The following is a 16,165-nucleotide window of genomic DNA, read 5'->3' on the forward strand; positions in this document are numbered from 1 at the left end:
TCAAGAATCGTTCCCCAGCAACACTTTTGGAGAGTTCTGACTGTTAGGTCCACTTAAGCAGATAAGCAGTAAGTATGTTCGAAGCCGACGCGTCATGGGAGCTGGTGCTCTGCATCGGTGACTCGGTGTCGGAAGAGGCCATGCTCATGGCGTCGCGGATGGCGATGATCGGTGAACTGCTCAACCGGCGCATCGCCGAAGTCGAGATTGAGGATGACGATCCCGGCCACATGTTGCTGACCGGGTTTGCCCGCACCGTCGCCGAAGTCGGTGCGGCCATGCACCTGTCGCCGTCGGCGGCGTCGCAGGTCGTGTCGCAGGCGGAATCACTGACGAACCGATTGCCACGGGTGGCGCAGGTGTTGCGACGCGGCGAGATCGATTGGGAGTCGGTGGCGGTGATCATCGCTCGCACCGAGCTGGTCGTCACCCCGTCGATCCTGGCTCGGTTGGATGAGACGTTGGCTGAGCGGATTGCCGGGTGGACGTCGTGGTCACGCAAGCGGGTATCCAACGCCGTCGATGCCTTGGTGCGCGAACTGGATCCCGATGCGATCGCCGAACGTGAGCAGGCTGAACGTCGCCGATACATGCGGGTGCGTCCCGCAGGCGACGGCACAGTACGGGTGGATGGAGTACTCACTGCGCGGGGCGGCGCGGTGTTCGACCAGCGGCTGACGGAAATGGCGCGGGGAGTGTGTGCAGAGGACCCTCACACGCTTGCCCAGCGCCGGTCGGATGCGGTCGAGGCGCTGGCAGAAGGACTGCCATTGCGGTGCCTGTGCGGTCGGGATGAGTGCCCGCAGGCCCAGACGACTGAACCGAGCCCGGTGCGGGTCGTGCTCAATGTGATCGCCCCGCAATCGGCACTGCTCGGCGGGCGGGAGCCGGCCTACATAGCGGGGCACGGTGTGATCGACGCGGACAAACTGCGTGAGTTGGCGGAGCAGGCCACGCTGCGGATCCTGCAGGCCCCCGATGTGCCCACCGGTGACGCATTGCGCTACCACCCGTCAGCTGCGTTGGCGCGCTGGATCCGCTGCCGTGACATCACGTGCCGGTTTCCTGGGTGTGACCGTCCCGCCGAACAGTGCGACATCGACCACACCATCCCGTTCGATCATCGGCGCCCTGAAAACGGCGGTCTGACAGTCCCGTGGAATTTGAAATGCCTTTGCCGTCAACATCATCGCTTGAAAACTTTCCATGACGGATGGCAGGATCACCAGCTGGCCGACGGGACGGTGATCTGGACGGCGCCGACCGGGCAGACCTACCGGACCTGCCCCGGCGCGACCGAGATCTTTGCGCCGGAGGCTCGGCCTCGGCGTCGCCCGCATAGGTCCATGCCAACCTCCCGGGCGGCGCGGGTCGCGCAGCGCCGTGCCAAGAACAACCGGCTACGGCCTCTCAATGCCGAAGCCCGCCGAGTCAAGACGGCTCGTACCAAAGAAATCCGACAGCGCACCGAGCGCAACCGTATGCGTGCCACGCTGACCCTGTTCAAAGGCACTCGGCCGAGCACCAGCCCGTTCTGCGCCTGGATCAACGATCCGTATGAACCCGAAGATCTTCCGCGCGACTGGCAACCCCCACCGCCGCCAGACCCGGGCCCTGACGAACCGCCGTTCTGAGCGGGGCGACGTCTCCACGCGTTGCGATGGCCGAACTTGTCGGTGTCATCGGCGACAATGACGGGGTGACTGACACCGCTGCGACCCGCAAAGCGCGCGGTGCGTTCTTCACGCCACCCGAGATCACGCGCTACCTGACTCGGTGGGCCATTCGGTCTGCCGACGACGAGGTCTTCGAACCGGCAGCCGGGGAGGCCGCATTCCTGGTCGAGGCCGTTACCCGATTGGCCGAATTGGGGGCTGCCCAGCCGAGGGTGGACGGGGTGGAGTTCCACGCGGCCAGCGCAGCCACCGCGCGCCGCCGGGTCGCCGAGGCCGGGGGACGGGCCAGGATCAGGACGTCCGACTTCTTCGCCGTGGACCCGCGTGCCGAGTACACCACGGTGATCGGCAACCCGCCTTATATCCGCTACCAGGATTTCCGGGGCGCCACCCGGACACAGTCGCGCCGTGCCGCGCTCAAGGCCGGGGTGACGTTGTCGGGGCTGGCCTCGAGTTGGGCCGCCTTCACTGTGCATGCCGCCTTGTTCCTCCGGCCGGGTGGGCGCCTGGCGCTGGTGCTGCCCGCCGAACTGCTCAGCGTCAACTACGCGGCGGCGGTGCGGAAGTTTCTTTTCGACCGGTTCGCCAGCGTCGAGCTGGTGATGTTCGACGAGCAGGTGTTCCCCGAGGCCGAAGCCGATGTGGTGCTGCTGCTGGCCGACGGCTATGGCGGCGGCCCGACCAGCCACGCCGTCATCCACCGGGCCCGCAACGCGAGCTCGTTGACATCCGAACTCGCACAACGCCGTTGGTCACCGCGCGATCCCGCCGACAAATGGGTCAGCGGCCTGATCGGTAGTGCCCCGGTGGATGCGCTCCACGGTCTGCACGATGACGGTCACTTCTCCATACTGGAAACCTGGGGTGACACCACCCTGGGCATGGTGACCGGCAACAACAGCTTCTTCGCGCTGTCCCCGGACCGGGTACGCGAATTGGGGTTACGTCGCAGTGATCTGCTGCCGTTGTCCCCGCCGGGCAGTGCCCATCTGCGAGGTCTGGCTTTGTCGCGGGCGCAATTGGACCGGTTAGGGGAGGACGGGCGGTCCATCCACCTGTTCCGGCCGGCCGGGCAACCGTCAGCGGCCGCGCAACGCTACATCGATGCCGGCCACGCGGCCGGGGTGCATCTGGCCTACAAGTGCCGGATGCGTCAGCCCTGGTATCTGGTACCACTGGTGAACCCGGCTGACCTACTGCTGACCTGTATGAATGCCGACACCCCACGGTTGATCACCAACCGGGCCAAAGCGCATCACCTCAACTCGGTGCACGGTGTGTACCTGCGCGCCGGGGTGCGGACCTTGGGCCGTGATCTGCTGGGGTTGGCCGCGCTGAACTCGGTGACGGTGTTGCATGCCGAGATCGTCGGCCGCTCCTACGGCGGCGGCATCCTCAAGATCGAACCGCGCGAGGCCGATCGTTGGCTCGTTCCCTCACCCGAGCTCGTGACCGCTCGCGCCGATGCGCTGCGGGCGGTACGGCGACGCGTCGCAACCTTGCTGGAGCGCGGCCGGCTGCTCGACGCGGCTCAACTCGTCGACGACGCGTTGGGGCTGGAGACCGAAAGCCCGCTGGAACCCATTCGTACTGCGCGCGATTCATTGGCCACTCGCAGGACGGTAAGGTCTCGGCGTGCCCGCTGAACCGTCGACCAAAGCGACCGCATGGGCGATCTTCGACCGAATCGTGGCCGATGCGGCACCCGCCGGTGTGCACACCAACCCGTGGGTGCGCAGCGCGGGGGAGCTGAGTTATGTTCCCGATTTCCGGGTGCTGCGCAAGCTGCTCGGCGTGCCGCTGTACCTCGATGCGCCGTCCACCACCGGCGTTCCGGCGCTGGCGCTGGACGTCTGGTTGTCCTACGAACTCCGCCGCGCCGGCTTTGCCCCAGATGCGGTGTGGCCGCGGCCCACCGATCCGCGCATCATGCCCAGCGCCATCGCCAGCCTGCTGGAGGCGCTGCCGCAGAAGGAGCGCCAGCTTATCGAACAACGGCTGCGCCGGTCGATGAAAGGGGTTGCCGCGTCGAGTGCGAGCGTGCTGGGCAAGCACTACATGAAACAGGTCGATGTGGTGATGTCCGATTGGGACACCGGCCCGGAACTACTGATCAGCACCAAGCGGATGGATTCGAGCTTCGGCAAGAACGCCGCCAACCGGGTCGAGGAAAGCTACGGCGACGCCAAGAATCTCCGGCTGCGACATCCGTTGTCAGCGCTTGGGTTCGTCTACGGCCTGCGTTCGACGATCCTGAGCACGGAGCCGGACAAGGCCGAGTGGCTCATCGACCTGCTCGGCAAGCTCGGCACCGAAGACGACGCCTATCACGCTGTGGCGTTGGTGATGATCGACTACGACTCCGAGGTCGCGGAGGCCGCCGACGAGGAAGTGGACAGCATCGAAAAGGCCGAGCCCGATACTCTTTTCGAGATCGTCGACGTGGCGACGGCCGCCGTCGACGAGGCGATGGCCGCATTGCCCGACATCGCCATCCGCCACGACACCGTGCCTGCACAGCTGCAGCCGTCACGTTTCCTGGCCACCATGGTCGGCCGCGTCATCGACACCACCCCGGTGACCCGGCACCGCGAGGCGCGTCGGCGTCGCAACACCCCGGCCGAGGCCTGACGGCAGCGCCGAGATCAACGCTAAGGTCGTAAATCCGCGCGGCGAACGACCTTAGCGTCGCACTCGCGGGAATCACAGCACCCGCGAGCTGGCCTTGGCCCGTGCGCTCCAGCGGCCGTCGTCGTAGCCCACCACCACCGGATGAGCGAAGGCCTCACTGACGTGCTCGGTGTTGACGACGTCACGCGCCAGTCCGCTGGCAACCGTGCGGCCGTGCGCGATCAGCAACGCGTGGGTGGTGCTGGTCGGCAGTTCCTCGAGGTGATGGGTGACCAGGATCGAGGCCATCTCCGGATGTGAATCATCCAGGGTGTCAAGCGTTTCCAGGAGCTGCTCACGTGCGGCGACATCGAGACCGGTGGTGGGCTCGTCGAGTAGCAGCAGCTCCGGATCGGAGATCAGCGCCCGGGCGATCAGGGTGCGTCCCCGCTCACCCTGCGACAGGGTCGGCCACACCGAATCGGCCCGCTCGGCGAGTCCGACGGTGTCGATCAACTCGACGGCCCGCTGCACCTGCTCGTCAGTCGGCGTCCAATGCGCGGCGATGTCGATGGTGGCGGTGATTCCGGTCAGCACCACTTCACGCACGGTCAGCGGGTACTGCAGGCGGTGGCGCGGGTTGACGTGGCCGATCGAGCGGCGCAGCACGGACAGATCGGTGCGGCCCATCTGGTTGCCGAGCACCCGCACGGTGCCGGTCGTCGGAAATGTCACGGCCGCACAGAAACCCAGCAGGGTGCTCTTGCCGGCGCCGTTCGGTCCGAGCAACGCCCAGTGTTCACCGGCCTGCACGGTCAGTGAGATGCCGTCGATGATCTGCTTGCCGTCACGACGGAACGTCACATCGTTGATGTCGAGGACCGGGGTCATGAGAAGGACTCCTTCAAAGAGCTCAGGTGGGTTCGGCTGGCCGCGGCGGCGGCCTCGGGATCTCGGGCGGCGATCGCCCCGGCCAGGTGCTCGTGCAGCTCGTGGTCGCACGGCTCGGAGACGACCGGCCGGATTTTGAGCATGTCGATCATCGCCAGCCGCAGCCGCGGCAGGAACGCGTCGAACAGCTGGGTCAGTACCTCGTTGTGGGCCGCGACAATCACGGCGCGGTGAAACGCCATATCGGCGTCGACGTGCTCGGGCACCGACTGCCCCGGCACGCTGCGGGCGGCCAGGGTGCGGCGAATCGCGCGCAGATCGGCGGGGGTGCGTCGGGCGGCGGCCAGCGCGGCGGCCTCGGCTTCGATCGCGATGCGGGCCTCGATGACCGAGACGATGGTGGCGCGCCGCAGCACGGTGTCCCAGTCCTCGGGCACATCGAGGGCCGTGACGAACACCCCGGCGCCCTGGCGGCTCTCCAGCACGCCCCTACCGGCGAGCTCGCGGATGGCTTCGCGCAACGTGGAGCGTCCCACACCGAGCTGCGCGGCCAGCGTCGTCTCACCTGGCAACCGATGGCCCAGTGGCCACTCGCCGTCGCGGATGCGGGCGAGCAGTAGCGACGCGGTTTGTGCAGCCAACGGATGGCGCTGGACCTGGGCCGTCATCACAAAACCTCTCTACTTGTCTGAGGAGTTGTGTATAGTCTAGCCATCATGACGCGCGTGCTCCTGCTTAGCCGCCGCGGCGGGGCCTGAACCGACCGGCCCCCTGCCGTGGGGCTGTGTCGCGCCGGTCGAACCCCATCCGACCGAAGGCACCCCATGACCACTTCTGCATTTCCCACCGTCAACACCCCGGCCGGGGACATCCCAGCCACCGCGCCGATCTGGAATCGGCAGCGGCATTCGCAAATGCCGTCTCACCGGTACGCCGGCGTCTATGACCGCGTCGAAGTTCCCATAACGCAACGAGATTGGCCCACCGCCCGGATCGATACCGCGCCCCTGTGGGTGCCGGTGGATCTGCGTGACGGCAACCAGGCGCTGGCCGAGCCGATGGATCCGGATCGCAAGCGCCGCTTCTTCGAGCTGCTGGTGGCCATGGGCTACAAGGAGATCGAGGTTGGATACCCGTCGGCGTCGCAGACTGACTTCGACTTCGTCCGGCTGCTGGCGCAATCTGACATCGCGCCGCCCGACGTCACCATCGTGGTATTCGTCCCAGCCCGCCGCGACCTGATCGAGCGGACCGTCGAATCGGTGCACGGCGTCGCCAACGACGTCGTCATCCACATGTACACCGCCACCGCACCCACCTGGCGTGATGTGGTCCTGGGTAAGGACCGCGCCGAACTGCGGGACCTGATCCTCGCCGGTGCTCGCGATGTTCTGGAATTGACCGACGGCATGCCGAACATCCGGTTCGAATTCTCCCCGGAGGTGTTCAACCTCACCGAGCCCGACTACGTGCTGGAGCTGTGTGACACGGTGACCGAGCTCTGGCAGGCCACGCCGGACCGTCCCGTCATCCTCAACCTGCCGGCCACCGTCGAAATCGCCACGCCGAACGTCTATGCCGACCAGATCGAGTACATGCACCGCAACCTGTCCCGCCGCGACAGCGTCATCCTCTCGGTGCATCCACACAACGACCGGGGCACCGGCATCGCCTGCGCCGAGCTCGCCGTGCTGGCCGGGGCGCAGCGGGTGGAGGGGTGCGTGTTCGGCAACGGGGAGCGCACCGGCAATGTTGACATCGCCACGTTGGCGCTGAACCTGCATGCCCAGGGCGTGGATCCGATGATCGATTTCTCCGACATCGACGAGATCGCCCGCACCGTCAGCCATTGCACCCGCATGCCGATTCACGAACGCCATCCCTACGTCGGGGACCTGGTCCACACGGCGTTCTCCGGGACACATCAGGATGCCATCAAGAAAGGCTTTGCCGAACACCGTCGACGCGCCACCGCGACCGGGCGCTCTGAACGTGAAATCGATTGGCGGGTACCGTATCTGCCAATCGACCCGGCCGACATCGGTCGCAGCTACGACGCGGTGATCCGGGTGAACTCGCAATCCGGCAAGGGCGGTGTCGCCTACCTGCTGGCCACCGAATACGGGCTGGAGTTGCCGCGGCGGCTGCAGATCGACTTCGCCCGCCACGTCCAGGCCCACACCGACGAAAGCGGCGCGGAGGTGACTGCCGCCGACCTGTTCGACCTGTTCGAGGCGACCTATCTGGATCCGTCCGGCCCGGTGCAACTCAAGGACTGGAACACCGGCGGCGACGGTGAGGCTGCGGTCACGGAGCTGACCTTGATCACCGACGGACGCACCATGACCAGCCGTTACCGCGGCATCGGCCCGGTGGACGCGCTGTGTGCCGCACTCGCCGAACTCGGGTACCCGATCGAGGTGCTGAGTCTGACCCAACAATCGATCGGTTCCACCGCGATCAGTTATCTGGAATACCGGTCGGGCGATCGGACCGGCTGGGCAGGCGGGCGCAGCGATTCGGTGCTCGCCGCGTCGATGGCGGCGGTACTGGTCGCGGTCAACGCGCCTTGAGCACCTCCAGCGCCTTGTCGGCGTGGGTGTCCATGCTGATTTCGCTCGAGATCACCGCGAGAACAGTGCGGTCGGTGTCGATGACGAACGTGGTCCGCTTGACCGGCATCAGCTTGCCGAGCAGGCCACGTTTGACCCCGAACTGGGCCGCCACCATGCCATCGGCATCCGAGAGCAGCGGGTAGTCGAAGTTCTGGATATCGGCGAACTTCGCTTGTTTGGCGACCGGGTCGGTGCTGATGCCGACCCGGGTCGCGCCGGCCACGGCGAACTCGGCGGCCAGGTCCCGGAAGTGACAAGCCTCCTTGGTGCATCCCGGTGTCATCGCCGCGGGATAGAAGAAGAGCACCACCGGTCCGTCGGCGAGCAGGCTCGTCAGGCTGCGAATCGTGCCGGTTTGATCCGGCAACTCGAACTCGGCGACGGTGTCACCCGTCTTGAGGGAAGTCATGGCTGCCCACGCTACGCCGTCTGCCTGCCGGGGCAGTGGCGTCAGTCTGGGAAGATTGGTCTGTGCAATCCACCTCCGACAGCCTCACCAGCACCACCTCGCGCGAGGATTTCCGGGCGCTGGCGGCCGAGCATCGCGTGGTCCCGGTGACGCGCAAGGTGCTGGCCGACAGCGAGACGCCGTTGTCTGCGTACCGCAAGCTCGCCGCCAACCGTCCCGGCACGTTCTTGCTGGAATCGGCCGAGAACGGGCGCTCGTGGTCGCGGTGGTCATTCATCGGCGCCGGCGCACCGTCGGCCCTGACGGTCCGCGGCGACGAGGCGGTGTGGCTGGGCACCGCCCCCACCGACGCGCCCAGCGGTGGTGAACCGTTGGCGGCGCTACGCGCCACCCTGGACGTGCTGCAAACCGAGGCCGTGCCGGACTTGCCGCCGCTGTCCTCGGGGTTGGTGGGCTATTTCGCTTATGACATGGTGCGTCGGTTGGAGCGGCTGCCCGAGCTGGCCGTCGACGACCTGGGCCTGCCGGACATGGTGTTGCTGCTGGCCACCGACATCGCTGCCGTCGACCACCACGAGGGCACGATCACCCTGATCGCGAACGCGGTGAACTGGAACGGCACCGATGAGCGGGTCGACGAGGCCTACGACGATGCCGTCGCCCGGCTCGATGTGATGACCGCCGCGCTCGGTCAGCCGCTGCCATCGACGGTGGCGACCTTCAGTCGGCCCGCCCCCAACCACCGGGCCCAGCGCACAGTCGAGGAATACACCGCCATCGTGGAGAAGCTGGTCGGCGATATCGAGGCAGGTGAAGCATTCCAGGTGGTGCCGTCGCAGCGGTTCGAGATGGACACCGCCGCCGATCCACTCGACGTCTACCGGATGCTGCGGGTGAGCAACCCGAGTCCGTACATGTACCTGCTCAACGTCCCCGATGCCGACGGTGGACTGGACTTCTCGGTCGTCGGCTCCAGTCCCGAGGCGTTGGTCACCGTGAAAGACAGACGGGCCACCACCCACCCGATCGCCGGGACCAGATGGCGCGGGGCCACCGAGGAAGAGGATGTGCTCCTGGAGAAGGAGCTGCTGGCCGACGACAAGGAACGGGCCGAGCACCTGATGCTGGTCGATCTGGGCCGCAACGACCTGGGCCGGGTGTGCCGTCCCGGGACGGTGCGGGTCGAGGACTACAGCCACATCGAGCGCTACAGCCACGTCATGCACCTGGTGTCGACGGTGACCGGTGAGCTGGCCGAAGGGAAGACCGCGCTGGACGCGGTGACGGCCTGCTTTCCGGCCGGCACGCTGTCCGGGGCACCAAAGGTGCGGGCCATGGAGTTGATCGAAGAGGTCGAGAAGACCCGGCGTGGCCTCTACGGTGGCGTGCTCGGCTACCTCGACTTCGCCGGCAACGCCGACTTCGCCATCGCCATCCGGACCGCGTTGATGCGCAACGGCACGGCATATGTGCAGGCCGGCGGGGGAGTCGTCGCCGATTCCAACGGCGTCTACGAGTACAACGAGTCGGCGAACAAGGCCAAGGCCGTCCTCAACGCCATCGCCGCGGCCGACACCTTGGCCGAGCCGTGACGCGGGGGGCGCAGGCGCTGTTCGTCGTCGCGGCCGCGGCACTGTGGGCGGCGTCGCGGATGACCTGGGTCGAGGTGACGTCGTCGGACGGGCTCGGCCAGCCCAAGACCACGGCGGTCAGTGGCGCGACCTGGTCGACGGCGCTGATCCCGCTGGCATTGCTGGTGCTGGCGGCGGCGGTGGCGGCGCTGGCCGTGCACGGCTGGGCGTTGCGGCTGCTGGCCGTGCTGATCGCGGCGGCCAGTGCCGGGATGGGCTACCTGGCGATCAGCTTGTGGGTGGTCAAGGACGTCGCAAAGCGGGCCGCTGACCTGGCATCTATACCCGTTGCCCAGTTGACCGGGGCCGGTACCGGAACCAGCCGGTCCTACGGCGGCGCGGTATTGACCCTGGCCGCAGCGGTATGTGCCCTGGTCGGCGCCGTACTGCTGATGCGGTCGGCCAAGGGTGCCAAGCGGGCGGCGGCCGGCCGCTACGCGGCGCCGGCCGCCCGCCGGAATGCGATCAAGAGCGACGACAGCGGAGAACCGCTGTCGGAGCGAATGCTGTGGGACGCGCTGGACGAGGGGCAGGATCCGACCGGCGACGACAGCGACCCACCACAACGCGATCCAAGACAATAAGGGCCGGTGAACGGTGAAGGTGTGGCGACGGCTACCCTTCCAGGGAGGGCAACCGGGACCGGCCCGGAGGCACCAGAAAGGAACCGACGGGCGATGAGTTCGGCCACAGTGCTCGACTCCATAATCGAGGGAGTCCGCGCCGACGTTGCCGCCCGCGAGGCCGTTATCAGCCTGGCTGATATCAAGGCGCGGGCCCAGGACGCACCTCCGCCGCTCAACGTGATGGCTGCGTTGCGGGAACCGGGAATTGCGGTGATCGCCGAGGTGAAACGCGCCAGCCCGTCCCGGGGTGAATTGGCGAACATCGCCGACCCGGCGCAGTTGGCACAGGCGTATGAGGCCGGCGGTGCCCGGGTCATCAGCGTGCTCACCGAGCAGCGCAGGTTCAACGGGTCGCTCGCCGACCTCGATGCGGTGCGGGCCGCGGTGTCAATCCCGGTGCTGCGCAAGGACTTTATCGTCAAGCCCTACCAGATCCACGAAGCTCGGGCGCACGGCGCCGACATGTTGCTGCTGATCGTGGCGGCGCTCGAGCAGTCGGTGCTGGAATCTCTGCTGGAGCGCACGGAATCCCTGGGGATGACCGCACTTGTGGAGGTACACACCGAGGAAGAGGCCGACCGGGCGCTGCAGGCCGGGGCAAAGGTCATCGGTGTCAATGCACGCGACCTCAAGACCCTGGAAGTCGATCGTGACTGCTTCGGCCGCATCGCCCCGGGGCTGCCCAGCAACGTCATCCGCGTCGCGGAGTCCGGTGTCCGCGGGACTGCCGATCTGCTGGCCTACGCCGGTGCGGGCGCCGATGCTGTGTTGGTCGGTGAGGGCTTGGTGACCAGCGGGGATCCTCGCACTGCGGTCGCCGATCTGGTCACCGCCGGTACGCACCCGTCCTGCCCGAAACCGGCTCGCTGAATCACGCAATGAGCCGCTTGCACGAGAAGGCACTTTGATGGCGGATCTCGCGGGGCCCGAGCTGCCCCGGTCCAGCGCAGGCGTCGCCGAACCCACCGCTCACGATCCGGATGCCCGGGGGCATTTCGGTTCCTACGGTGGCCGGTTGGTGCCCGAGGCGCTGATGGCAGTGATCGAGGAGGTCACGGCGGCATACGAGAAGTCGCGGGGTGATCAAGCTTTTCTCGACGAACTCGACCGGTTGCAGCGTCATTACAGCGGCCGGCCGTCACCGCTGTATGAGGCAACCCGGCTATCCGAGCATGCCGGCGGTGCGCGGATCTTCCTCAAACGAGAAGACCTGAACCACACCGGCTCTCACAAGATCAACAACGTCCTGGGGCAGGCGCTGCTGGCGCGGAACATGGGCAAGACCCGCGTCATCGCCGAGACCGGTGCCGGCCAGCACGGCGTGGCCACCGCCACCGCGTGTGCGCTGCTCGGTCTGGAATGCGTCATCTACATGGGCGCGGTGGACACTGCCCGGCAAGCTCTCAACGTCGCCCGGATGCGGCTGCTCGGCGCCACGGTGGTGTCGGTCGAGGCCGGGTCCAAGACCCTCAAGGACGCGATCAACGAGGCGTTCCGGGATTGGGTCACCAACGCCGACAACACCTATTACTGCTTTGGGACGGCCGCGGGCCCGCATCCGTTCCCGCTCATGGTGCGTGACTTTCAACGGGTCATCGGCCTGGAGGCACGGGCGCAGATTCTCGATCAGGCTGGGCGGCTGCCCGACGCGGTCACCGCTTGCGTCGGCGGTGGGTCGAATGCCATCGGCATCTTCCACGCTTTCATCGACGACCCGGCCGTGCGGCTGATCGGTTTCGAGGCGGCCGGCGACGGGGTGGAAACCGGACGTCACGCTGCGACTTTCACCGGTGGATCTCCCGGGGCATTCCAGGGATCGTTCTCCTACCTGCTCCAGGACGAGGACGGCCAGACCATCGAATCGCATTCCATTTCAGCAGGTTTGGACTACCCCGGCGTCGGGCCCGAGCATGCCTTCCTCCGCGACATCGGCCGCGCCGAGTACCGCCCGGTGACCGATACCGAGGCCATGGACGCGTTCTCGCTGCTGTGCCGAAGCGAGGGGATCATCCCGGCGATCGAGTCGGCCCATGCCGTGGCCGGCGCGCTCAAGCTCGGACCGGAGCTGGGCAGCGGGTCGATCATCGTGGTGAACTTGTCCGGACGCGGCGACAAAGACGTCGAGACGGCGGCCAAATGGTTCGGACTGCTCGATGAGGGGAGCGCGGGATGAGCCGGCTGGCGGAGTTGTTCGACGGCTGTCGGGCCGACGGTCGCGCCGCGCTGATCGGTTACCTGCCGACCGGGTTTCCGGATGTGCCCACCTCGATCGCCGCGATGACCGCCATGGTCGAATCTGGCTGCGACCTGGTGGAAGTCGGCGTGCCGTACTCGGATCCGGGTATGGACGGTCCGACCATCGCAGCCGCTACCGAGACGGCGTTGGCCGGCGGTGTGCGGGTGCGTGACACATTGGCCGCCGTCGAGGCGATCAGCAATGCCGGCGGCCGCGCGGTCGTGATGACCTACTGGAACCCGGTGCTGCGCAAGGGCGTTGACACCTTCGCACGTGATCTGGCTGCTGCCGGCGGGTACGGCCTGATCACCCCCGATCTGATCCCCGAGGAAGCCGACGACTGGATGGCCGCGTCCGAGACGCACAATCTCGATCGGATCTTCCTGGTCGCTCCGTCCTCGACCCCGGAGCGCTTGGCGGCCACGGTGAACGCCTCCCGCGGCTTTGTGTATGCGGCCTCCACGATGGGTGTGACCGGGGCGCGTGACGCGGTGTCGAACGCGGCACCGGAACTGGTACGCCGGGTCCGGGAAGTGTCCGACATCCCCGTTGGGGTCGGACTGGGCGTACGTTCGGGGGCGCAGGCAGCCGAGATCGGCGCGTACGCGGACGGAGTCATCGTCGGGTCGGCTCTGGTGTCGGCCCTGGGCGAGGGATTGGACGCGGTGCGTCGCCTCACCGAAGAACTGGCCAACGGCGTTAGGCAGAGGATTTCAGCTTGACCACTACCGTGCTCGCATATTTGCCCAGCCCATCACAGGGCGTTTGGCATCTGGGGCCGGTGCCGATACGCGCGTATGCGCTCTGCATCATCATCGGGATCGTCGCGGCGCTGATCATCGGCGATCGGCGTTGGCAGGCGCGAGGCGGGCAAGCCGGCGTCATCTACGACATCGCCTTGTGGGCCGTACCTTTCGGGCTCGTCGGCGGGCGGCTTTACCACGTCATGACGGACTGGCGAACGTATTTCGGGCCCGGAGGCAAGGGCCTCGGTGCGGCGTTCCAGGTCTGGGAAGGCGGACTGGGCATCTGGGGCGCGGTCGCCCTCGGCGGCGTCGGAGCCTGGATCGCCTGCCGTACACGCGGGATCCCGCTGCCGGCCTTCGGCGACGCGATCGCACCCGGGATCATCCTGGCTCAGGCCATCGGCCGTCTCGGGAACTACTTCAACCAGGAGTTGTACGGCGGGGACACCACGCTGCCGTGGGGTTTGGAGATCTACCAGCGTCTCAATTCCTACGGCCAGGTCGACTACCTCAACGGGGTGTCCACCGGCGAGGTGCTGAAGGTGGTGCACCCCACCTTCCTCTACGAATTGCTGTGGAACCTCCTGGTTTTCGCTCTGCTGATCTGGGCCGACCGCAGGTTCAAACTGGGCCACGGGCGGCTGTTCGCGCTGTATGTCGCCGGTTATTGCGCCGGCCGCTTCATGGTCGAATTGATACGCACCGATGCGGCAACCGAATTCGCCGGGATCCGGGTCAACACCTTCACCTCGACGTTTGTGTTCATCGGCGCCGTCGTCTACATCATGCTCGCCACCAAGGGCCGAGAAGATCCAGCCAGTCTGGCCGGCAAGAGCGATGACGAAGACCAATCGACCGTCGACGAACTCGGCAAGGAACTGGTTACCGCGGCCGCCGGCAGCGGTGTGGTTGCGGCTGCGGCGGCGGCCGGGCACGACGAAGACGACGACAGCGCCGACGACGCCGACCACATGCATCCCGATGAAGTGGGCGCGAGCGAGGACGACGGAGCTGAAGCCGCCGCGGCAATCGAACTCAAGGCGATCGTCAAGGAACCCGGTGACGCCAGTACCGACGAAGACGAAGACGAAGACGAAAGCGACGAAGCAGCCGACGAGGCGCAGGAACTCGCCGGAGCGACCACTGACGAAGAGGCAGTCGAAGACTCCGCTGAAGTTGACGGTGAACCGGACGCTGAGGCCGACGAGGCGGACGCGGCGGACACGGCGGCAGCTGAGGATGAGGAGCTCGAAGCCGAGGCGGGCGCCGACGAAGAATCTGGTGACGAGCCGGCCGAGGCTGAGGGCGAACTTGTCGATGAGCCGACCGACGTCGACGCCACTGACGAGGACGTAGAGGCCGACGAAGAACTCGAAGCCGAGGCAGACGTCGAGGACACTGAGGGCGACGAGTCTGTAGCTGTCGCTGAGGGCGACGAAGCTGAAGCGACGGTGACTGAGGAGGACACCGACGCCGACGAGGAGCTCGAAACCGAGTCCGACGCCGGTGAAACGGCCGAGGCTGAGGCCGAACTTGTCGATGAGCCGACCGACGCTGACGCCGCTGGCGAGGACGTAGAGGCCGACGAGGAACTCGCGGCTGAGGCGGATGCCGACGAACAATCCGCCGACGGCACTGACGTCGAGGACACTGAAGGTGCCGAGTCTGTAGCTGTCGCTGAGGGCGACGAAGCTGAAGCGGCGGTGACTGAGCACCACACTGACGCCGACGAGGAGCTCGAAACCGAGTCCGACGCCGGCGAAGAACCTGGTGACGAGCCGGCCGAGGCTGAGACCGAATCCGTGGATGAGTCGGCAGATGCTGACGCCGCTGGTGAGGACGCAGAGGCCGACGAGGAACGTGAGGCTGAGGCGGTTGCCGACGAACAATCCGCCGACGGCACTGACGTCGAGGACACTGAGGGCGACGAAGCTGAAGCGACGGTGACTGAGGACGACACCGACGCCGACGCCAAAGAAGAACCTGGTGACGAGCCGGCCGAGGCTGAGGCCGAATCCGTGGATGAGTCGGCAGATGCTGAAGCCGCTGGCGAGGACGCAGAGGCCGACGAAGAACTCGAAACCGGGGCAGAAGTCGACGAAGAGCCTGCCGACGTCGGTGGCGCCGAGACTGAAGCTGTCGCTGAGGGCGACGAAGCTGAAGCCGAGGAGCTCGAAACCGAAGCCGACGCCGATGAAACGGCCGAGGCTGGGGCCGAATCCGTGGATGAGTCGGCAGATGCTGAAGCCGCTGGCGAGGACGCAGAGGCCGACGAGGAACTCGAGGCTGAGGCGGTTGCCGATGTACGGCCCGCCGACGGCACTGACGTCGAGGACACCGAGGACACCGAGGACACCGAGGACACCGAGGGCGACGAGGCTGTAGCTGTCGCTGAGGACGACGCTGACGCCGACGAAGAGACTGCGGATCAGATTGCCGCCGGCGATGAGTCTTCCGAGGCGGAAGACGCCGATCCTGACAACGAGCCCGAGGGGCAGGAGCAGGAGTCGGGCGTCGAGGCCGATGGTGTCGACGACACTGAGACCGCGGGTGTCGAAGCAGATTCCAGCGACGCTGCTGACGAGTCGGAGGCTGCGGAGCCCGCTGAGGAGTCCGAAGCGGTGGAGGCTGCCGAGCCGCCCAAACCTTCGGCGCCGCAGGGTGGCCGGTTGCGCCGCTTGTTCCGCCGCAACCGGTAGTCACCCGCTCTCTGGCATCCTGGCTG

Annotated in this window: 13 protein-coding genes; 10 read left to right on the top strand and 3 right to left on the bottom strand. The window is 66.8% G+C overall.

Annotated features, from left to right (window positions below; all coding sequences use genetic code 11):
* Positions 1 to 74: 74 nt before the first annotated feature.
* From FR943_RS14310 to FR943_RS14320, 3 genes are read left to right on the top strand one after another with little or no spacing between them, the layout of a single operon-like run.
* The gene (locus FR943_RS14310; RefSeq protein WP_217158296.1) at positions 75 to 1,634 is read left to right on the top strand and encodes an HNH endonuclease signature motif containing protein; all 1,560 of its coding nucleotides are present in this window, start codon (positions 75 to 77) and stop codon (positions 1,632 to 1,634) included.
* Positions 1,635 to 1,660: 26 nt separating this feature from the next.
* Positions 1,661 to 3,322 carry an N-6 DNA methylase gene (locus FR943_RS14315; protein WP_217158298.1) on the top strand — a complete coding sequence of 554 codons (1,662 nt, stop codon included), beginning with the start codon at positions 1,661 to 1,663 and terminating at the stop codon, positions 3,320 to 3,322.
* Positions 3,312 to 4,307 carry a DUF1476 domain-containing protein gene (locus FR943_RS14320; protein WP_217158300.1) on the top strand — a complete coding sequence of 332 codons (996 nt, stop codon included), beginning with the start codon at positions 3,312 to 3,314 and terminating at the stop codon, positions 4,305 to 4,307. Before FR943_RS14315 ends, FR943_RS14320 begins: the two co-directional genes overlap by 11 nt.
* A 72-nt stretch (positions 4,308 to 4,379) precedes the next feature.
* Here FR943_RS14320 and FR943_RS14325 read toward each other — a convergent pair whose 3' ends face one another.
* Both FR943_RS14325 and FR943_RS14330 read right to left on the bottom strand, forming a co-directional pair.
* Positions 4,380 to 5,177, bottom strand: coding sequence for an ABC transporter ATP-binding protein (locus tag FR943_RS14325; RefSeq protein WP_217158301.1), 798 nt, complete (start codon positions 5,175 to 5,177; stop codon positions 4,380 to 4,382).
* Positions 5,174 to 5,845 (bottom strand): FadR/GntR family transcriptional regulator, encoded by a 672-nt coding sequence (locus tag FR943_RS14330; RefSeq protein WP_217158302.1) that lies wholly within the window; start codon positions 5,843 to 5,845, stop codon positions 5,174 to 5,176. Before FR943_RS14330 ends, FR943_RS14325 begins: the two co-directional genes overlap by 4 nt.
* Positions 5,846 to 6,091: 246 nt before the next feature.
* Between FR943_RS14330 and FR943_RS14335 the strand changes: the two genes are divergently transcribed.
* On the top strand, positions 6,092 to 7,750 hold the full coding sequence (locus tag FR943_RS14335) for a 2-isopropylmalate synthase (protein ID WP_217158470.1): 1,659 nt from the start codon (positions 6,092 to 6,094) through the stop codon (positions 7,748 to 7,750).
* Here the strand turns inward: FR943_RS14335 and FR943_RS14340 are convergent.
* The gene (locus FR943_RS14340; RefSeq protein WP_217158303.1) at positions 7,737 to 8,201 is read right to left on the bottom strand and encodes a peroxiredoxin; all 465 of its coding nucleotides are present in this window, start codon (positions 8,199 to 8,201) and stop codon (positions 7,737 to 7,739) included. The two genes, FR943_RS14335 and FR943_RS14340, sit on opposite strands and share 14 nt — an antisense overlap.
* A gap of 62 nt (positions 8,202 to 8,263) precedes the next feature.
* Here FR943_RS14340 and FR943_RS14345 point away from each other — a divergent pair, with 62 nt between their 5' ends.
* The 6 genes from FR943_RS14345 (at position 8,264) to lgt (ending at position 16,139) form a co-directional block, all read left to right on the top strand.
* The gene (locus FR943_RS14345; protein ID WP_217158304.1) at positions 8,264 to 9,793 is read left to right on the top strand and encodes an anthranilate synthase component I; all 1,530 of its coding nucleotides are present in this window, start codon (positions 8,264 to 8,266) and stop codon (positions 9,791 to 9,793) included.
* Positions 9,790 to 10,416, top strand: coding sequence for a TIGR02234 family membrane protein (locus FR943_RS14350; RefSeq protein WP_217158305.1), 627 nt, complete (start codon positions 9,790 to 9,792; stop codon positions 10,414 to 10,416). The genes FR943_RS14345 and FR943_RS14350 overlap by 4 nt, the downstream gene beginning before the upstream one ends.
* 93 nt (positions 10,417 to 10,509) lie before the next feature.
* Positions 10,510 to 11,328, top strand: a complete 819-nt coding sequence (gene trpC, locus FR943_RS14355) for an indole-3-glycerol phosphate synthase TrpC (protein WP_217158306.1) — start codon at positions 10,510 to 10,512, stop codon at positions 11,326 to 11,328.
* Positions 11,329 to 11,365: 37 nt separating this feature from the next.
* Entirely contained in the window at positions 11,366 to 12,631 is a 1,266-nt protein-coding gene (gene trpB, locus FR943_RS14360) for a tryptophan synthase subunit beta (protein WP_217158308.1), read from the top strand.
* Positions 12,628 to 13,416, top strand: a complete 789-nt coding sequence (gene trpA, locus FR943_RS14365; RefSeq protein WP_217158310.1) for a tryptophan synthase subunit alpha — start codon at positions 12,628 to 12,630, stop codon at positions 13,414 to 13,416. Before trpB ends, trpA begins: the two co-directional genes overlap by 4 nt.
* Positions 13,413 to 16,139, top strand: a complete 2,727-nt coding sequence (lgt, locus tag FR943_RS14370; RefSeq protein WP_217158312.1) for a prolipoprotein diacylglyceryl transferase — start codon at positions 13,413 to 13,415, stop codon at positions 16,137 to 16,139. The genes trpA and lgt overlap by 4 nt, the downstream gene beginning before the upstream one ends.
* Positions 16,140 to 16,165: the final 26 nt, after the last annotated feature.

This window comes from [Mycobacterium] fortunisiensis (genome assembly GCF_019050325.1).
GTDB classification, from domain to species: Bacteria; Actinomycetota; Actinomycetes; order Mycobacteriales; family Mycobacteriaceae; genus Mycobacterium; species Mycobacterium fortunisiensis.

Excerpts from the sequence above, each read along its gene's own strand:
- FR943_RS14310 (WP_217158296.1), top strand. The coding sequence starts at position 75 with ATGTTCGAAGCCGACGCGTCATGGGAGCTGGTGCTCTGCATCGGTGAC.
- FR943_RS14315 (WP_217158298.1), top strand. The coding sequence starts at position 1,661 with ATGGCCGAACTTGTCGGTGTCATCGGCGACAATGACGGGGTGACTGAC.
- FR943_RS14325 (WP_217158301.1), bottom strand. The coding sequence starts at position 5,177 with ATGACCCCGGTCCTCGACATCAACGATGTGACGTTCCGTCGTGACGGC.
- FR943_RS14330 (WP_217158302.1), bottom strand. The coding sequence starts at position 5,845 with ATGACGGCCCAGGTCCAGCGCCATCCGTTGGCTGCACAAACCGCGTCG.
- FR943_RS14335 (WP_217158470.1), top strand. The coding sequence starts at position 6,092 with ATGCCGTCTCACCGGTACGCCGGCGTCTATGACCGCGTCGAAGTTCCC.
- FR943_RS14340 (WP_217158303.1), bottom strand. The coding sequence starts at position 8,201 with ATGACTTCCCTCAAGACGGGTGACACCGTCGCCGAGTTCGAGTTGCCG.
- trpC (WP_217158306.1), top strand. The coding sequence starts at position 10,510 with ATGAGTTCGGCCACAGTGCTCGACTCCATAATCGAGGGAGTCCGCGCC.
- trpB (WP_217158308.1), top strand. The coding sequence starts at position 11,366 with ATGGCGGATCTCGCGGGGCCCGAGCTGCCCCGGTCCAGCGCAGGCGTC.
- trpA (WP_217158310.1), top strand. The coding sequence starts at position 12,628 with ATGAGCCGGCTGGCGGAGTTGTTCGACGGCTGTCGGGCCGACGGTCGC.